The sequence below is a fragment of the Bacillus sp. NPDC057893 genome (genome assembly GCF_042796455.1).
Taxonomy (GTDB): Bacteria; Bacillota; Bacilli; order Bacillales; family Bacillaceae_G; genus Bacillus_A.
Window position 1 is genome coordinate 652,422 of sequence record NZ_JBHVNG010000002.1, and the last position, 17,218, is coordinate 669,639.

The following is a 17,218-nucleotide window of genomic DNA, read 5'->3' on the forward strand; positions in this document are numbered from 1 at the left end:
TTGTTCATATATTTTTCACAAAAACAACGTGTTAATAGTGATTAAAATCACAATATGTATTATACAATTCAGTTAAACTAAAAACAGTTAAGGAAATAGAGGAGTGGGATACAATGTTAAGTGCAAAAACAATTGAAATAGTAAAGTCAACAGTACCATTATTACAAGAAAAAGGCGTTGAAATTACAACGAGATTTTATCAAATTTTATTTTCTGAACATCCGGAGTTATTGAATATTTTTAACCATACGAATCAGAAAAAGGGAAGACAACAACAAGCGTTAGCAAATGCTGTATATGCAGCTGCAATGTACATTGATAATTTAGAAGCTATTATTCCAGTTGTAAAACAAATCGGTCATAAGCATAGAAGTTTAGGTATTAAAGCAGAGCATTATCCAATAGTAGGTACATGCTTACTACGAGCGATTAAAGAGGTCGCAGGCGCACCTGATGAAGTTTTAAATGCATGGGGAGAAGCGTATGGCGTCATTGCTGATGCATTCATTAGCATTGAAGCGGATATGTATGAAGAAGCTGCACATAAAGAAGGTGGATGGAAAGATTTCCGCAACTTTGTGATTGTTAAAAAAGTGAAGGAAAGCGACGTTATTACATCATTTTATTTAAAACCTGAAGATGGCGGGAAAGTTTCTTCATTCATCCCAGGACAATATGTAACGATTCAAATAAATATTGAAGGTGAAACATATACGCATAATCGTCAATATAGCTTATCTGATGCTCCTGGAAAAGGATATTATCGTATTAGTGTAAAGAAAGAAAAAGGTGTAGATACACCAGATGGTAAAGTATCTAATTACTTACATGATCATGTAGGGGAAGGAGATGTCTTACCAGTAAGTGCACCAGCGGGAGATTTCGTATTAAATATGGAGTCAACATTACCTGTTGTACTAATTAGTGGTGGAGTAGGTATTACACCGATGATGAGTATGTTAAATACGTTAATTGAACAAGAATCAAAGCGTAATGTATGCTTTGTTCATGCGGCGATAAATAGTAATACACATGCGATGAAAGAGCATGTTGAGACAGTAGAAAAAGAGTATGAACAAGTTAAAGCATATACTTGCTATTCTTCACCGACAGAGCAAGATGTGGAAATGAAGAATTTTGATAAAGAAGGATTCATTGAACGTGAATGGTTACAAACTATTATTCCAACGACTGAAGCAGAATTTTATTTCTGCGGTCCAGTACCATTTATGAAACATATAAATGCTGCATTAATTGATTTGGGTGTTAAACAAGAGAACATTCATTATGAATTTTTCGGTCCCGCAGCAAGCTTACAATAGATTAAATTTGCACAAGCGAAAAACGAGGTATTATTTTACCTCGTTTTTGCTTGTTCTCTTAATAATCGATTTACTGTTTCGCGGCGTACACCTATGAGCTGCCCAATTTCAGTTTGTGTTAATATTTCATAAATAGGGATGTCACCTAAATATAAAGTGAACCACTCTTGTAAACGATGAAGGCGCTCTTTAGGAGAGACAGTTGTCAATTGATCGATACGCTGTTGCATCATTCGTAACTTCGATTGTAATTGCATCGCGATATTTGCATATGATGCAGGATTTGCTTGAAGTTGATCGTACCATTCATTACTAATTATAGGCTCAACTTCTGTTTTCATTAAAGCGATAGCTGTACCGTGATATTCCTTCGGTGAAATTAAAGAATGGTGAGGTATCGTTTCACCAGGAACGATAATATTAAATAAAAATGGTGTTCCGTTTTCTTCTAATCGAATAACTTTTAATAAACCTGTTTTTATAAAGTATAAAGGACCGTCCTCACCTTGACGGAATAATATATCTCCCTTATGTAGAATCAATGTTAGCCCCCCATTAAAATATTTCTATTTCTTATATTTTAGCGTATATGTATAAAGATAATATGCTTTTTAAACAGTAATTTCATTGACGAAATGTATGCTATTACAGTAGTATACTATTTAGTGTGTAATAGTACTAGCAATGAATACGCTGTAGGGGGTTTAGTATATTGTTAGATGCGATGAAGATGACGGATATGAGAATTCCGGCGAATGCTATCATTCATGTAGAAGAGATGAAAGGTGGAGTCGTTTTATCCGTTGAAATAGACGGCCAAATTATTTATACGATGGCTTATGATGAAGAAACAGATAGTTATGCTGAATTATATGATCGAAACGATAAGAGGGCGTGCCAAGTACATGAAGACTTTATGGGATGGTCACTTCTTCACTAAAAAGATGTCAATATGACATCTTTTTTTATTGAATCGATAGATTATACAAAGAAATGAAATATAAGGATAAAATTTGTAATAAATGATTTTGCATTGTTAGCACTTTGTAACTGTAAGATAACTGTTTTTTCGCTATCATAAGGATAACAGTCATAGCTATAGGAGTGATCAACTTGAAGAAAGTACATATTTCAAATTTTATGCTATTAAGTGTTTGTTTAGTTTTATTTGTTTTCCTAGGAGCCTTTTTATATTCATGTGTATAAGAAAAAACGCATTCTAGAAAGAACGCGTTATAAAAATGAAGTAATGATTAATCTAGTTCCAAGAATAATTAATGTGATACGTAATAAATTAATTACTGCATTACCGCTTAATTTCGTGTTAATATAAGCCCCGATTTTTCCGCCAATCCATGCACCAGGAATAAGAATTAATGCATAAGCCCAGCTGACATTTCCTAGAGAGATGTGAGTTAAAGAACTTACAATTGCTGAGAGAAATACGATAAACATTGAAGTTGCTACAGCAATGTGTGCTGGGAACGCAAAAAGAAGCATCATCGCTGGCACAAGTAAGGCGCCACCACCGATTCCGAATAATCCGGATATAAATCCAACTATAAAGGCAATAAAGATAGCGAGAAATGGTGGGAATTGATAGTCTATAGTATTTCCTTCGTTATCTGTAAAAGATCGCTTAATTACAGTCATATTTGATAGGGAAAGAGGTTTCAATTTGTCTCGTAGTATAAGAAGAATGGAGACGAATATAAGAAAAATCCCAAAGTATAAAGAAAATGTATCTTGGTTTAAAAATTTGTTTGCCCATGATCCGATAATACCACCAGGGCCACTCCCGATAAATAAAATAAGTCCACTTTTATAATCTACTCGTTTATGTTTCATATAAGTAAGGGTAGAAGACAGCCCTGTAAAAACGACTGTTACCATTGAAGTTCCTACTGCGAGTTGTGGTGATAAACTGTGTAATCCAATTAATAACGGAACGATAATAATTCCGCCTCCAAGCCCGACTAGGCTCCCGACTGTCCCAGCGATTAATCCGATGAAAAGTAACATGATGTATTCCAAAATTGCCAACTCCTCTATATAACTTATCCATCAATCATTATACACGCTTTTTAATAAAAAATAGGTTTGTTCACAAAAAAGTCGTCTTCCTTGAAAAATAAGGAAGACGACTTTTGATTAAAAGATTAAGTGTAATAAGTAGTAAAATAATGCAGCTAAAGAAGCTGAAATAGGAAGTGTAATAACCCATGTAATTAACATGCGTTTTGCAGTTCCCCATTTTACACCTTTCACACGATGTGAAGCACCAACCCCTAAAATAGAAGAAGAGATAACGTGCGTTGTACTAACCGGTAAGTGAATGAATGTTGCACCGAAAATAACAAGTGATGATGATAAATCGGCAGCTACACCATTTACAGGACGAATTTTCATAATTTGTCCACCGACAGTTTTAATAATTTTCCATCCACCGACAGAAGTACCAAGACCCATTGCGATTGCACAACATAATTGTACCCAGAACGGGATGTCGTCAGAAGTATGATAGTTATTGGCCATAAGAGCCATCGTAATGATTCCCATTGCTTTTTGTGCATCATTCGTACCATGTGTGTAAGCTTGTAATGCTGCAGTGAAGATCTGGAATATACGGAAGTTCTTGTTCGTTTTCGTTAAGTTAAAGTTTTTAAAGACCACTTTGAAAATACTATATACGATGTAACCAATAACAAAAGCGATAATCGGTGAAATGATTAAAGCTTCAAGAATTTTTATAAACCCTTTATAGTTTAATGAGCTAATACCAGCAGCAGCAATTGCTGCACCAGCGATTGCACCAATAATTGCATGCGAAGAACTACTTGGAATGCCATAGTACCAAGTGAGCAAATTCCAGACTATTGCCGCAAGCAAAGCAGCTAAAATTACAAGAGAACCATTTGGCAAGGCAAACGGGTCAACGATATCTTTTGTAATAGTTTTTGCTACACCTGTAAATGTCATCGCACCTAAAAAGTTCATAATAGCTGCCATAACAATTGCATGTCTAGGCTTTAGAGCTTTCGTTGAAACAGCCGTTGCAATAGCGTTTGCTGTATCGTGAAATCCATTGATAAAGTCAAAAGCTAAAGCGCAAATGACTACTAAAACGGTCAGTATCAAGAGTGTATCCATGATCAAACTCCTTACGCGTTCTTCATAATGATTGTTTCTAATACGTTTGCAACGCTTTGACAGCTATCAGCTACTTCTTCAAGCTCTTCGTAAATCTCTTTAAATTGAATAATCTTAATCGGATCTTTCTCACGAGAGAATAAGTGCTTAATCGCATGACGGCGAATATCATCACATTGTGACTCGTAATCCTTAATCTTAATCGCATTTGTACGAATATCGACTAATTTCTTTTTAGATAGTAATTCAACAGAGTTTGCAATTTCAATCGCACATTGATTAATTGCTTCTACAAATTTAATCATGTATTCATCAGCTTCTGTAATAGAATACATTTCGAATAGACCAGCACTATGATCTAATCCGTCTAATACATCATCCATACTCATTGCAAGCTGTAGGATGTCTTCACGTTCAATAGGAGTAATAAACGCTTTGTTTAGCTCCATAATGATTTCGTGAATGAATGAGTCACCTTTTGACTCATACTCTTTCATGCGCATAGAAAATTCTTTTAAATCGCTAGCATTTTTAATTTTATACTCCACGAAAAACTGCGCGCCTTCTTTTAAATTTTCGGAAACATTCATTAGCATTTCAGAAAATTTATCTTTCTTTGATTTAAAGACCATTATTGTTACCCCCACAAAAGTAATATATGTAAAATATATTGGCTAATCAATTCTAACAAAAAACTGTCGTTTTTTAAAACATTTTATCGAAAAGTTTACAAAAACTTAACATAACTCTCATTGTTGTATTAATAATATTAATACTGAATAGTGAATATCTTACTTGTAGAATGTCCTTTTCTTGTGAAAAGTATGAATGTGAAAGAAAAGCTTTACACTATAGGAACGACTACGTTATTATAATGAATTTAAAAGGAGGTATATTCTTCCTTTTAAAAAGAAGAGTGTAAACAAATGAAGGAAGTGAACCAATGAAATTGAAGAACACTCACTTAAAAAAAACGCTTGAGTGGTTCAATAAGAGGAAGAAACTACGCAATTCATTAATTGTATTGGGAAGTTTAGTTGCTACTCTATTTATTGTTGTAAATATAATAATTTCCATTCAAGATATATCTGAATTAAAACAAGCTGTTCCACAACCAACTTTAATTTATGATGCAAATAATGAAGTTGCGACTAAATTAGCTTCTTCTAAAACAGAAGGAGTTAAAAGGAAAGATATTCCTGATATTATGGTTCAAGCAATTGTTGCAGTAGAAGATAAGGAATTTTTTAGTCATCATGGTATTTACTATAGTGGAATCATAAGTGCTGTATTTAAGAACATTACAGCTGGTGAAGTTGTGGCAGGTGGTAGTACAATTACACAACAACTTGCAAAAAATGTATTTTTGACACAAGATCGCACATACTCACGTAAAATAAAGGAATATTTTTTAACAAAAAAAATAGAGCGTACTTATTCAAAAGATGAAATTATAGAAATGTATATGAATCAAATTTATTTTGGTGAAGGTGCTTGGGGGATAAAAAGAGCAGCTAAATCGTATTTTGATAAAGAGGTAAAAGACTTAACAATTTCAGAAGCTGCAACGATTGCAGGATTAATTAAAGCGCCATCTGCGTATTCGCCGTATAAAAATTTTAATAAATCAATTGAAAGACGTAATGTCGTATTAGGTTTAATGAAGGAGCAAGGATATATTTCTGAAGAACAATATAGTCAGGAGAAAGAATCAGGTCTTGTATTACGACGTGGTGTTGACGATAAATATAAGGGGAAATATTCTCAATACGTAGATTATATTGTTAGAGAAGCGATGGACAAGTATGAATTAACACAAAATGAAATTTTAGCAGGTGGTTATCGTATTTATACGGAACTTGACCCGAAAAAACAACAAGCGGTTGAAGATGTTGTGAATAATGATAGTTATTTTAAAGATAGTGGTTCAGATCAGCTTATGCAAACTGGAGTGGTCCTTATGAATCCAAAAACTGGCGGTGTTCCGGCTTTAGTTGGAGGTAGAGGTCCTTATCAATTTTTACAGTTTAATCATGCAACACAATTAAAAAGACAGCCAGGTTCAACGTTAAAGCCTCTTGCAGTGTATGTACCAGCATTAGAGCAAGGATATGAAGTATACGATGTATTAAAAGATGAACCGTTTAATATTAAAGAATATGCACCACAAAATAGTGATCATACGTTCCATGGTAATGTGACGATGTATGAAGCTGTGGCAAAGTCATATAATGTTTCAGCAGTTTGGCTATTAGAGCAAATAGGGTTAGATAAAGGATTGAAATCTTTAGAGCGGTTTGGTATTCCATTAGAGCCTGAAGACCATACGTATCCGATTGCTTTAGGCGGGATGCATGTAGGTACATCTCCATTTGTAATGGCCCAAGCATATAGTACATTTGCAAATGATGGTGTTCAAGTGGAGGCTCATGCAATTAGAGAAATTCAAAACGCTGAAGGTGAAACGATTGGGAAATGGTATAAGAAAGAGACACGAGTGACGAGTGAGAAAATTGCTCAAAAGATGACATATTTATTAAAAGGTGTTGTCGAAAAGGGAACAGGTGAAAAAGCGAAAGTTAATAATGTTGATACGGCGGGTAAGACAGGTACTACTCAAATTGTAAATGGTCCAAGAAATGGTGCAAAGGATTCATGGTTTGTTGGATATACGCCAGATTTAGTAGGTGCGATTTGGGTAGGATATGATAAAACTGATAGCGAGCATTATGTTCCGGGAGGGAGTCAAATTACGACGACGATGTTCCGGGATATCATGAAAAAAGCAAATGTAAATCCAGCTCAAAAAGCATTCCAGTTATCGCTAATACCTGAGGCTGACTACAAAAAACAATTGCAAACAATCGAAGAGGAAAAACGAAGAAAAGAAGAAGAGAAGCGAAGGAAAGAAGAGGAACAACAAAGAAAACAAGAGCAGCAAGAGTGGTTTGATAAAGTGAAAGAGTGGATTCCATCATTTTGGTAAAAGAAAGAGGCGAATAACGAAATTCGCCTCTTTTTCGTATGAAAAATAAAGTGAAACTTCAATCATTAGGGGGGTTATCCACCACTAATGATTAGCCCATACTAATCGGGAAATGATATTACTCGTTTAGTATAATGTTCGTACTGCCAAAGGATTGAGAATCGTATGTGATAATGATTTTGCCTTTACTAATAGGTTCGTAAGGTAATTCTTCTTCATAACTACCATTATTTTCATTATGGATAGAAAGCGTGATTTCATCAATTTCTCTATTTATATACTGATCTTTAATCGTTTCAGCAATTTGAAGTAGCGTTTCGTAACTAGAAGCTTTCGTAATAAGCATTCCTTTTATAACCTTTTTTTCATTATTTGTTGCATTGGAATAAGGGATGTTGCTTTGTTTTGTATACAAAAGCTTGTATGGAACTGTTTTTCTCTCTGCTTTTGATATAGTGGAATATTTTAGAGTTAAAAAAAATCCTACACATAAAATAATGCATACCATAAGAGCAATCCAAATGCGTATCAGTGACATAACTCTCATTTTCATCCCTCTTTCATATCTTTGACTTCACTATTTATCATACAAAATGAGGATTAAGATAGAGTAAATTTGAGGTAAAGAAACGTAAAGAAGGAGCACTTATCCTCCCAAATAAGTGCTCCTTTCTATATAAAAGGAGAAATTTAATCCACAGTCAAATGATGCATATTATTATAAATACGCTTATTTAGTGAAAATTAGTAAATTCGGAAGACAGTTAGTACAGCAGTTGTTTCACCTGTGTTTGGAATAGAGATAGTATTTGCTGTAGGTTGTACAGATATTGTTGTGCCAGCTGTTAAAGTGATAATCGTTGAGAAAGAAACCGCACTACCGATAACGTTAGTTGAAAAATTACGACTAGGTGGTTGGCCGTTAAACGAAAGACCGAAGCCAAATGGTGAAGAACCTGGGAAAGTTGTAGATGCAGAGAAACTAATATCGTATACACCAGTTTCTAAAACAGTTAGAGTATCAGAACCATTATAGGAGATGTTTGTTAATTCGAATGTTTCATTGAATTGTATATTGCTTCCTGGTGATACTGTTTGTGCATTTGTGTTTCCTAATACAGCTGTAGTTACAGGAATTGGAGTACCCGCTGGTCCAGTAGCACCAGTAGCACCTTGAGCACCCGCCGCACCTTGAGCGCCCGCTGAACCTTGAGCACCAGTAGCACCTTGAGCGCCCGCTGGACCTTGAGCACCCGCTGGACCTTGAGTACCAGTAGCACCTTGAGCGCCCGCTGAACCTTGAGCACCAGTAGCACCTTGAGCACCCGCTGAACCTTGAGCACCAGTAGCACCTTGAGCGCCCGCTGAACCTTGAGCACCAGTAGCACCTTGAGCGCCCGCCGCACCTTGAGCACCAGTAGCACCTTGAGCGCCCGCTGAACCTTGAGCACCCGCTGGACCTTGAGCACCAGTAGCACCTTGAGCGCCCGCCGCACCTTGAGCACCAGTAGCACCTTGAGCACCTTGAGCGCCCGCCGCACCTTGAGCACCAGTAGCGCCTTGAGCACCCGCTGGACCTTGAGCACCAGTAGCACCTTGAGCACCAGTAGCACCTTGAGCACCAGTAGCACCTTGAGCACCCGCCGCACCTTGAGCACCCGCTGGACCTTGAGCACCCGCTGGACCTTGAGCACCAGTAGCACCTTGAGCGCCCGCAGAACCTTGAGCACCAGTAGCACCTTGAGCGCCCGCAGAACCTTGAGCACCAGTAGCACCTTGAGCGCCCGCAGAACCTTGAGTACCCACCGGACCTTGAGGTCCAGTCGCGCCTTGAGCACCCGCCGGACCTTGAGGTCCAGTCGCACCTTGAGGACCGGTTGCGCCAGTCGCGCCAGTTGCCTCTCCGCCAAGACAACCAGACCCATATTGAACTAGGATAGTTTGGATCTCTGTAATGAGTTTAACTAGTTTGTCGATAGTACAGCAATCTACTTTGAATAACTTAGCGATATATAATAAATAGTTAAGCAGGATTTGCAGTTCAACGTATAATGCTCCGCATGAGAAAGGTTTTGTTTTTAAAATAGTTAATAAGTTAGCGATAATAGAATTTCCAATCTTTTCTTGACCGGGTGATAAATCTAAGCAATTGAGGAATTTTTGTAGGTTATTTAGGGTATCGATAAGTTTACCGATATTAGCTTGAGAAGGATTTTGGAATACAGCTTGAATATTTTCACCAAGGGCTTGAAGAAGTCGAACAAACTCTTTCAGTCCGGACTTAGAGATGTTAATAAAACTGCAAGCTCTTACTTCGCAACAATCATTACCATAGAATACTTTCCCTTTATTTTTGTTGTTCATCTTTTCATTCCTTTCTATATATAGAGTAAATAGACATTACTATATATATAGAAAGGAATGAAAATTAAACTAAATTTGTAATGGACAATCTACCATTTCCCAAAAAATAAGAAGTTTACCTACTTAGCAAGAATAATTAAGAGATAGAGAAAAATTTATATCATTTCAAGAAGATTAAGTTAAAATAAAAAACTGCAAACCAATTGTTATATATTCCGTAACAATTGGTTTGCAGTTCGTGGAACAGTCCATCATTTGTATTGATTCATTCTTTCATGGTTTGTTTTAGATAAAGTTGGAATAGAAATAGTGAAAGTTGTACCGGCTGGATTACTAGTCATTTTTAATGTACCGTTATGATTTTGAATAATTTTCTTCGTTACTGATAGGCCCAGTCCTGTTCCTGAATCTTTTGTTGAGAAGAATGGGTCAAAGATATATTCTTGAATAGCTGGAGGAATACCAGTTCCGTTATCTGTGAAAGTAATCCGAACAAAGTTATCTAGGCGATAACTAGTGATTTGAATAGAAAGAGGTTTTTCGCCTTGAGCATCAACAGCGTTTTGAAATAGGTTTAAAAACACTTGAACAAGTTCATGGCGATCAATATGGACTAAAATATCATCTAATTCATTAGAAAAATTATAATCAATTGAAATGTTATGCAAGAAGACCTCACTTGCTAGTAGCTGTTGAATATATTCACGTAAAAATGTATTAATGGGAAACGGTTCTCTTTTAAATTCGCGTGTTTTCGATATAGATAAAAATTTTGTAATAATACTATTTGCACGATCTAATTCAGGAATAAGTAAGTTTTTAAATAATTCTTTATTTGATGGAGACACGCTCTCTTGTAAAAATTGTAAGTATCCCCGTACTGTTGTAAGAGGGTTGCGTACTTCATGTGCAATCCCGGCGGCGATTCGTCCTGCTAATGAAAATTTCTCTGCATCACGTTCTGTGTTTAAATAATGAAAAACGCTAATAACTCTAAAAATTTCTCCATTATAATCGCGAATAATTCGATTATTAATAATGCCATAGTTTTTGTCTAAAACCTCTTCATTATATATTTCGATTCCTGTTTTTAAGGTTTCAATAGCTTTAATTTTTTCTTCAGGTAAGTTAAGCAATTGTTGAATTGGCTTTCTAATTATTTCGTTTCGTATTACACCAAAATCATCTGCAGCAGCTTGATTACATAATGTAATATTCCCTGTATTATCAATAAAGGTTACATGATGTGAAAAAGCATCAAAAATATGAACAAAGTGTTTTTCAAGTTGTTCAAATAAAAATAATGAATCGCAAGTAAGTTGAAAATCAGCTTCTTTATTCTCTTTTCGTATGCTTTGAATAAAATGGTTCGTTCTTGTTTTCTTTATTTGCAAACCAATAAGTGGATTTTTATATGTGAAATGATGCGGCAATTGATTCACAAGTTCTTCATAAAAACGTACTTTATTTTCTAGTTCTTCTATTCGTTTTTCATGAGATAAAATATCATCGGTTGGAAGCATAAATAAATAACCCCTCAATTTAAAAATTCTTCCATTTAGTATATCATATTTTTATACAGATACTCTTAAAGAAAGAGCTACTTAATGAATTTGATTAGCCAAGATGATTGGGAAGCCAGTGGAATGAATATCAGATGAAAGTTGAAAAGGAGGAATATGATTGTTTTTCATTGGAGTGACAGGTTGGGGAGATCATGATTCTTTATATATAGATCCCTATGAAAATAAAAATAAATTACGAACATATAGTGAACATTTTCCTATTGTCGAAGTGGATAGTTCATTTTATGCGATGCAACCGGCACGAAATTATACAAAATGGGCGATGGAAACACCGAAAGACTTTTCTTTTGTCGTAAAAGCGTATCAAGGAATGACAGGGCATATGAAGGGAGAAACTCCTTTTTCGACGTTTGATGAGATGTTTGATGTGTATAAACAATCGATTCTTCCTTTAATAGAAGCGAATAAATTAAAAATGATTTTATTTCAATATCCACCATGGTTTGATTGCAAAAAGAAAAATGTAGATTTCCTTCGATATACGAAAGACAAAATGGAGGGTTTGCCGTGTGCTATAGAGTTTCGAAATCAAACATGGTTTTATCCAAAAATGAGAGATAAAACGCTACAATTTTTAGAGAAGGAAAAATGGATTCATACAATTTGTGATGAACCGCAAGCGGGACTTGGTTCGGTTCCGCTCGTATTAGAGGCGACGGATTCAAATATAACATTAATTCGCTTTCATGGTCGAAATATTCATGGCTGGCTGGATAAAGGAGAAAATTGGAGGGCGGTTCGCTGTTTATATCGCTACAATAATAAAGAATTGGAAGAATGGGCAGAACGACTAGAGCAATTAAAAAAGAAGTCAAAGGACATATACGTATTATTTAATAATAATTCGGGCGGGGATGCAGCGGATAATGCGAAACAACTTATGAAAATAATGAACATTACATATGGTGAGCCCAAGCCTGAGCAATTAAATTTATTTGAACGATGATAAACAAGAAAGGCACTGTACAAACAGGGGGAATGTACAGTGCCTTTCTATATGAAAAAGAGGGGTAACAATGTTACTGAGCGTTTGGTTGATTCAATTGTTGGCTTCGTAATAAATGATAATGGTTATCATTATCATTGTCAATGGTTTTTCGGAAAATATGTAAAAAATTTTTTATATTTATTTTTTGAAAAGAAAAAAGAACAGCGATTAATGCTGTTCTTTTCCATTGACGAATTGTTGTAAATCAAAAGGAGTTATCGCTTGGATAAATTCTTTTGAGATAAGTGTTTGAACAAGAGTGCTCTCAGAAATGCTAGCACCTGTTTTCTTTTCATAAGCTTGTTTTAATAAATCGAGTTTTTCAGCCGTTTCTTGCGGTAATTCAATTGTTAATGTGTTCATAATTTCTCCCCCTTACTATTAGAGTACCACTACAGTATAGGAGAGACAAGAAAAGAGAATATGAAACAAAAAAAAGGTTACCAAATTTACAAATGGTAACCTTTTTTTTTGTATAAGAGTTATTAAGCAATACCGATATACTTTAAAGTTTTTGATGGAGTACTGTGATCAAAGAAGTGTTGTAAAAATGCAATATCAACACCTGATTTGTATGCACAATAGCCCCAAGTTTTTCGAAGTGTATGTGAGCTAATCCCTTCTAATCCAACTTCTTTTGCAGCTTTGTTTAAAATGTACCATGCATGTTGTCTCGTAATAGACTTTGTTCCTTTTTGAGACTTTAATAATGGTTCATTACGTTTCCAAGTTTTACGTTCTTTCATGTAGTCTTCGATTGCGTGCTGTAAGTCTTCATTTACAGCAAACCATTTATGTTTCTTTACTTTTTCATTGTAAAATAAAATGGAATGGCGAACATTTTCGTTTTCATCGATTACATCACTAACTTTTAATTGTAAGATTTCACTTACTTTTAAGCCAGAATTTACAGCTAATACGAATAATAAGCCATCACGTTTCGAAGATTGTAAAAGTATATTTTTGATAGTTTCTAATTGTTTTTCATTTTGAATAGGTTGTCCTGCTTGTTTCATTTCACGCACTCTCCTCTTTTATATGTGTAAAGGAAAGGATTAACTTGTTTCTTACTATAAAGGGAGAGTGTGAATTTCATGTGAACTCCTAGTGAAATTAAGACAAATTATTTGACTTCTTTCACTTTTTGTAAATTAAAATAAAATACAACGCTATTAGTGGTATTATACACACCGTATTCGGCGCGATGGAGATCTAAAATGTTTTTCACAATGGATAACCCAAGGCCAGTACCTCCAGTATGACGGCTACGAGAAGCGTCTAAACGGTAGAAGCGATCCCAAATTTTTTCAAGGCTTTCTTCTGGAATAGGATTGCCTGTGTTTTCAATTTCGATTTTTACTGTATCTTCCGTTTCTACAACAGAGACGTGTATTTTTTCACCATCTGGAGTATATCGAATTGCATTGCTAAGTAAGTTTACAACGACTTGCTCAATACGGCTACGATTTGCTTTAACAAATAGAGAAGAGTCAGCATGGATGTCCACTTGTAAATGTTTTTCCTCCATACTAAATAATAATTTTGTATAGACTTGTTGAATTAATTCACCGATCGAGAATGTTGACATTTCTAGTTTGTACGTACCTGATTCTAGTTTTGCTAATTCTAACATTTCAACAATGAGCCTGTTCATATTATCTGTCTCTTCCAAAATAACATTTGTATAATATGTCGTATCTTTACTTACGCCATCTTGAATACCTTCAGCGAAGCTACGAATAACACTAAGTGGTGTTTTTAATTCATGAGATACACCAGAAATGAATTCTTTTCTGGTTTTTTCTAATTGACGTTCGCGTTCAATATCTTGTTGTAATTTTGTATTGGCAACATTTAATCGGTCGATTCGATCTTTTAAATTTACAGAGAGTGTATTAATACTACTTGATAACCCGCCAATTTCATCGTCTGCTGTAACAGGTAACTTCTCGCTAAAATCAAAGTTGGCCATTTTTTTTGTAACGCGATTTATCTTAATTAATGGTTTAACAATGATTTTTGAGTAGTAGAAGGATAACAAAATAATAACGAGAAACACGATAATTAAGGCATAGACATAATAATCTTTTAAAACGAGCATCGCTTCATTAACAGGTTGTAAAGATGCTATCACAAAAGCGTACTCCTTAATTTCTCCGTTTTCCATAATAGGCTTTACAAAGACACTGTTTTTTATATTTTCCCCACTATCTAAAATATACGTGTTTAATTGATTTGAATTAGAAGTACCTTGTCTAATAGTTCTTGCAAAATATTGAACAGCTTGTAATGTTTCAAAATCCTTTGCAAGACGAACCTCAGCCTTGGAAGGAAGCTGTAATTTAGATATTACCCCAGTAAAATGGATTGGAGAACCAGTATTATCATATCGATTTTTAAGTTTATTTTTAGATGGATTACCACTAATGGATTGAAAATCTGAATTGAATTGTTCATTTTCCCATCTAGTATTATTAGTTATTAATTCTTGAGGTGTTATTATATTATTCGGTTGGAGTAGTCCGTCTACATAAATTATTCCATCTTTTTTTAATCCTAAGTTTGCGAATTTATTATATTCTTCTGGTGTTAAAAGATTGTTAAGGGGGATGGAATAGGTTTTATTATTGTTAGGGTTAATCACATCAATGTAAAAACTGTATTCACTTTTAATAATTCCGTTAGAATCTAAAAATTGGATTTCGGCATTTGTTTTATCGTGAAATTCTTGTTTTAATTTTCTAGTTTCCTCAAAGCCTTGGTCGCTTTTCTCGTAATTATCTACGAATTTTTCAAAAGCCGTTTGAACGGTTTTTACTTTCTTATTAATATAGAACTTCTCTAAAAATAGAGATTGTCCAAGGAAAAAAAGGAGAAATATGATTGTAAATAAAGTTGATGTTAATAAAAATAGTTTAAAGACGATGCTTCTGTTCTTCACTGTTTCACCTCGTATGAAAAATACTGTAATATAAATGATTTCTTAATTATAACAAAGGTTACAAAAAAGTAGAGGGGATAAATCTGTCTCTCTCTAAAGTAGTTTTTTATAGAAAGTCACATAAAGAGAAGGTGCAGTGACTGTCGAAGTATTTTAGCATAAAAAAGAACTCGCCAGACGTATGACAAGTTCTTTAATGTACTGTTACTGAATTGCTGCATCTAAAGCGATTTCAATCATTTCGTTAAATGTAGTTTGACGTTCTTCAGATGTTGTTTCTTCACCAGTGAAGATATGGTCGCTTACTGTTAAAACAGATAATGCATTTACACCATATTTAGCTGCTAATGTGTAAAGAGCAGTTGTTTCCATCTCTACTGCTAATACACCGTAATCTCCAAGTTTTTTAACCATGTCCATGCTCTCACGATAAAATACATCTGCTGTTAATACGTTACCAACACGAACGTGTAATCCTTTTTCTGTTCCAGCATCGTAAGCTTTCTTTAAAAGATCAAAGTTTGCAGCAGGAGCAAAATCAAAACCTGGGAATGTTAAGCGGTTCATATTAGAATCTGTACAAGCCGTCATCGCAATAATAACGTCACGTACCTTAACATCTTTTTGAATTGCACCACATGTCCCAACACGAATTAAATTTTTCACTCCGTAGCTTTGAATTAATTCGTTTACATAAATAGAAATAGAGGGAACACCCATGCCTGTACCTTGAACAGATACACGCTTTCCTTTGTAAGTTCCAGTGAAACCTAACATGCCACGCACGTTGTTATAACAAGTAACATCCTCTAAAAATGTTTCAGCAATATATTTTGCACGTAATGGATCACCAGGTAATAGAATAGATTCAGCAATTTCGCCTTGTTTTGCTTCAATATGTACACTCATGAAAAATCCTCCTTATAATGTATTGATAGAAATCAATATCATTTGCATTATACACTACGATTCCTTTCAATTAAAATCTTTTTTATTTGTAATATGTGCAAAAGAGGAGGATTTCATAAATCATAATCTAGAATATATATTTAAGAGGTTTTGCATGGATAAAGACAATAAAAATGGTAGGTGATATTTTGAAAAATCTTGTCATTGGGCTTATTGCACTAGTACTTATTGTGGCAGGAGGATTTTACATAAAAAAATATCAAGAAACTGTAGAAACGACCGGAGATGTTCAAGAAGTGAACTGGGATGTAAAAAATAAAAAGGGAAATGAAAAAGTCGATATTTCGTTTCAATTGCTAAATAAAATGAATAATGAAGTTCGTGGTGTGAACGATCAAATTCGAGCAGTGATAGTGGATGGGAATTTGAAAAACATACAACAAACGAAGCCTATATTTGCTGGAAATGGATCGTATAAGCTATCTTCAGATGTAGCAAAAGGTGAAGAGTACACGATATTTTTGTATGAAGATGAAAACAAGTCCGTGGAATCATTTTCTAAGAAAGATTTTGGTGAAGAAAAAAAGGAGAAAAACAAGGACAAGAATAAAAAGAAACTACCTGTCGATACTGTACTTACAAAAAATATAGGAGAGCATCAAGTGTCTCTTTTATTTGGTGCATTACATCCGAATGAGGCAACGACATTAACATTTCAATTTCAAGCGAAAAAGGGAGAAAAGCTGAAATTAAATTCAGGGAGAGGTGAAGTCAACGCTCTATATATCGTTGATGAAACGAGGAAACATCTTTTATATGCCATTCCTGTTGATACGGATGAACAATTACAATATCGTATTACATTTCCAGAAGAAGGAACATATAAAATATGGGGGGATTTCTATATAAATGGTAAGAAGTATGAAAAGGAGTTTAGTATACAAGTGCAAAAACGAAAAAACAGCTAAGTAC

General features: G+C 34.7%; 16 protein-coding genes. 5 read left to right on the forward strand and 11 right to left on the reverse strand.

Annotated elements, in window-relative coordinates:
* Positions 1–113 precede the first annotated feature (113 nt).
* A complete protein-coding gene (gene hmpA / locus ACFVQC_RS12050) occupies positions 114–1,322 on the forward strand; it encodes an NO-inducible flavohemoprotein (RefSeq protein WP_377893296.1) in 1,209 nt (402 codons plus the stop codon).
* 35 nt (positions 1,323–1,357) lie between these two features.
* On the opposite strand, the gene ACFVQC_RS12055 is transcribed toward hmpA, so the two are convergent.
* Positions 1,358–1,864: a Crp/Fnr family transcriptional regulator gene (locus ACFVQC_RS12055; RefSeq protein WP_377893294.1), complete on the reverse strand. Its 507-nt coding sequence runs from the start codon at positions 1,862–1,864 to the stop codon at positions 1,358–1,360.
* Positions 1,865–2,034: 170 nt separating this feature from the next.
* On the opposite strand from ACFVQC_RS12055, the gene ACFVQC_RS12060 reads away from it, so the two are divergent.
* The gene (locus ACFVQC_RS12060) at positions 2,035–2,262 is read left to right on the forward strand and encodes a hypothetical protein (RefSeq protein ID WP_000883004.1); all 228 of its coding nucleotides are present in this window, start codon (positions 2,035–2,037) and stop codon (positions 2,260–2,262) included.
* 293 nt (positions 2,263–2,555) lie between these two features.
* Here ACFVQC_RS12060 and ACFVQC_RS12065 read toward each other — a convergent pair whose 3' ends face one another.
* The 3 genes from ACFVQC_RS12065 to ACFVQC_RS12075 all read right to left on the reverse strand — a co-directional run bounded on the left by ACFVQC_RS12065 (position 2,556) and on the right by ACFVQC_RS12075 (position 5,104).
* Positions 2,556–3,356: a sulfite exporter TauE/SafE family protein gene (locus tag ACFVQC_RS12065; RefSeq protein ID WP_377893292.1), complete on the reverse strand. Its 801-nt coding sequence runs from the start codon at positions 3,354–3,356 to the stop codon at positions 2,556–2,558.
* Between the two features lie 117 nt (positions 3,357–3,473).
* Positions 3,474–4,472 carry an inorganic phosphate transporter gene (locus tag ACFVQC_RS12070; RefSeq protein WP_002149443.1) on the reverse strand — a complete coding sequence of 333 codons (999 nt, stop codon included), beginning with the start codon at positions 4,470–4,472 and terminating at the stop codon, positions 3,474–3,476.
* An 11-nt stretch (positions 4,473–4,483) separates the two neighbouring features.
* Positions 4,484–5,104 (reverse strand): DUF47 domain-containing protein, encoded by a 621-nt coding sequence (locus ACFVQC_RS12075; RefSeq protein WP_000231445.1) that lies wholly within the window; start codon positions 5,102–5,104, stop codon positions 4,484–4,486.
* Between the two features lie 311 nt (positions 5,105–5,415).
* On the opposite strand from ACFVQC_RS12075, the gene ACFVQC_RS12080 reads away from it, so the two are divergent.
* A complete protein-coding gene (locus ACFVQC_RS12080; protein ID WP_377898428.1) occupies positions 5,416–7,458 on the forward strand; it encodes a transglycosylase domain-containing protein in 2,043 nt (680 codons plus the stop codon).
* A 118-nt stretch (positions 7,459–7,576) separates the two neighbouring features.
* On the opposite strand, the gene ACFVQC_RS12085 is transcribed toward ACFVQC_RS12080, so the two are convergent.
* The 3 genes from ACFVQC_RS12085 to ACFVQC_RS12095 form a co-directional block, all read right to left on the reverse strand.
* On the reverse strand, positions 7,577–8,005 hold the full coding sequence (locus ACFVQC_RS12085; RefSeq protein WP_016094467.1) for a hypothetical protein: 429 nt from the start codon (positions 8,003–8,005) through the stop codon (positions 7,577–7,579).
* Positions 8,006–8,202: 197 nt separating this feature from the next.
* Complete coding sequence (locus ACFVQC_RS12090; RefSeq protein WP_377898429.1) at positions 8,203–9,822, reverse strand: Gly-Xaa-Xaa repeat protein; 1,620 nt, start codon at positions 9,820–9,822, stop codon at positions 8,203–8,205.
* A 251-nt stretch (positions 9,823–10,073) separates the two neighbouring features.
* Positions 10,074–11,345: an ATP-binding protein gene (locus tag ACFVQC_RS12095; RefSeq protein ID WP_002064486.1), complete on the reverse strand. Its 1,272-nt coding sequence runs from the start codon at positions 11,343–11,345 to the stop codon at positions 10,074–10,076.
* A gap of 160 nt (positions 11,346–11,505) precedes the next feature.
* On the opposite strand from ACFVQC_RS12095, the gene ACFVQC_RS12100 reads away from it, so the two are divergent.
* Positions 11,506–12,354: a DUF72 domain-containing protein gene (locus ACFVQC_RS12100; RefSeq protein WP_016094464.1), complete on the forward strand. Its 849-nt coding sequence runs from the start codon at positions 11,506–11,508 to the stop codon at positions 12,352–12,354.
* Between the two features lie 210 nt (positions 12,355–12,564).
* Here the strand turns inward: ACFVQC_RS12100 and ACFVQC_RS12105 are convergent, their stop codons facing one another.
* From ACFVQC_RS12105 to deoD, 4 genes are all read right to left on the reverse strand, one after another.
* Complete coding sequence (locus tag ACFVQC_RS12105) at positions 12,565–12,759, reverse strand: DUF3924 domain-containing protein (RefSeq protein WP_016082292.1); 195 nt, start codon at positions 12,757–12,759, stop codon at positions 12,565–12,567.
* 122 nt (positions 12,760–12,881) lie between these two features.
* Positions 12,882–13,412 (reverse strand): tyrosine-type recombinase/integrase, encoded by a 531-nt coding sequence (locus ACFVQC_RS12110; protein WP_000806236.1) that lies wholly within the window; start codon positions 13,410–13,412, stop codon positions 12,882–12,884.
* Between the two features lie 107 nt (positions 13,413–13,519).
* Complete coding sequence (locus tag ACFVQC_RS12115) at positions 13,520–15,337, reverse strand: sensor histidine kinase (protein WP_242237067.1); 1,818 nt, start codon at positions 15,335–15,337, stop codon at positions 13,520–13,522.
* 204 nt (positions 15,338–15,541) lie between these two features.
* Positions 15,542–16,246, reverse strand: a complete 705-nt coding sequence (gene deoD / locus ACFVQC_RS12120) for a purine-nucleoside phosphorylase (protein WP_002149423.1) — start codon at positions 16,244–16,246, stop codon at positions 15,542–15,544.
* Positions 16,247–16,419: 173 nt separating this feature from the next.
* On the opposite strand from deoD, the gene ACFVQC_RS12125 reads away from it, so the two are divergent.
* Positions 16,420–17,214, forward strand: a complete 795-nt coding sequence (locus ACFVQC_RS12125) for a hypothetical protein (RefSeq protein WP_002149422.1) — start codon at positions 16,420–16,422, stop codon at positions 17,212–17,214.
* The last annotated feature ends 4 nt before the right edge of the window (positions 17,215–17,218 follow it).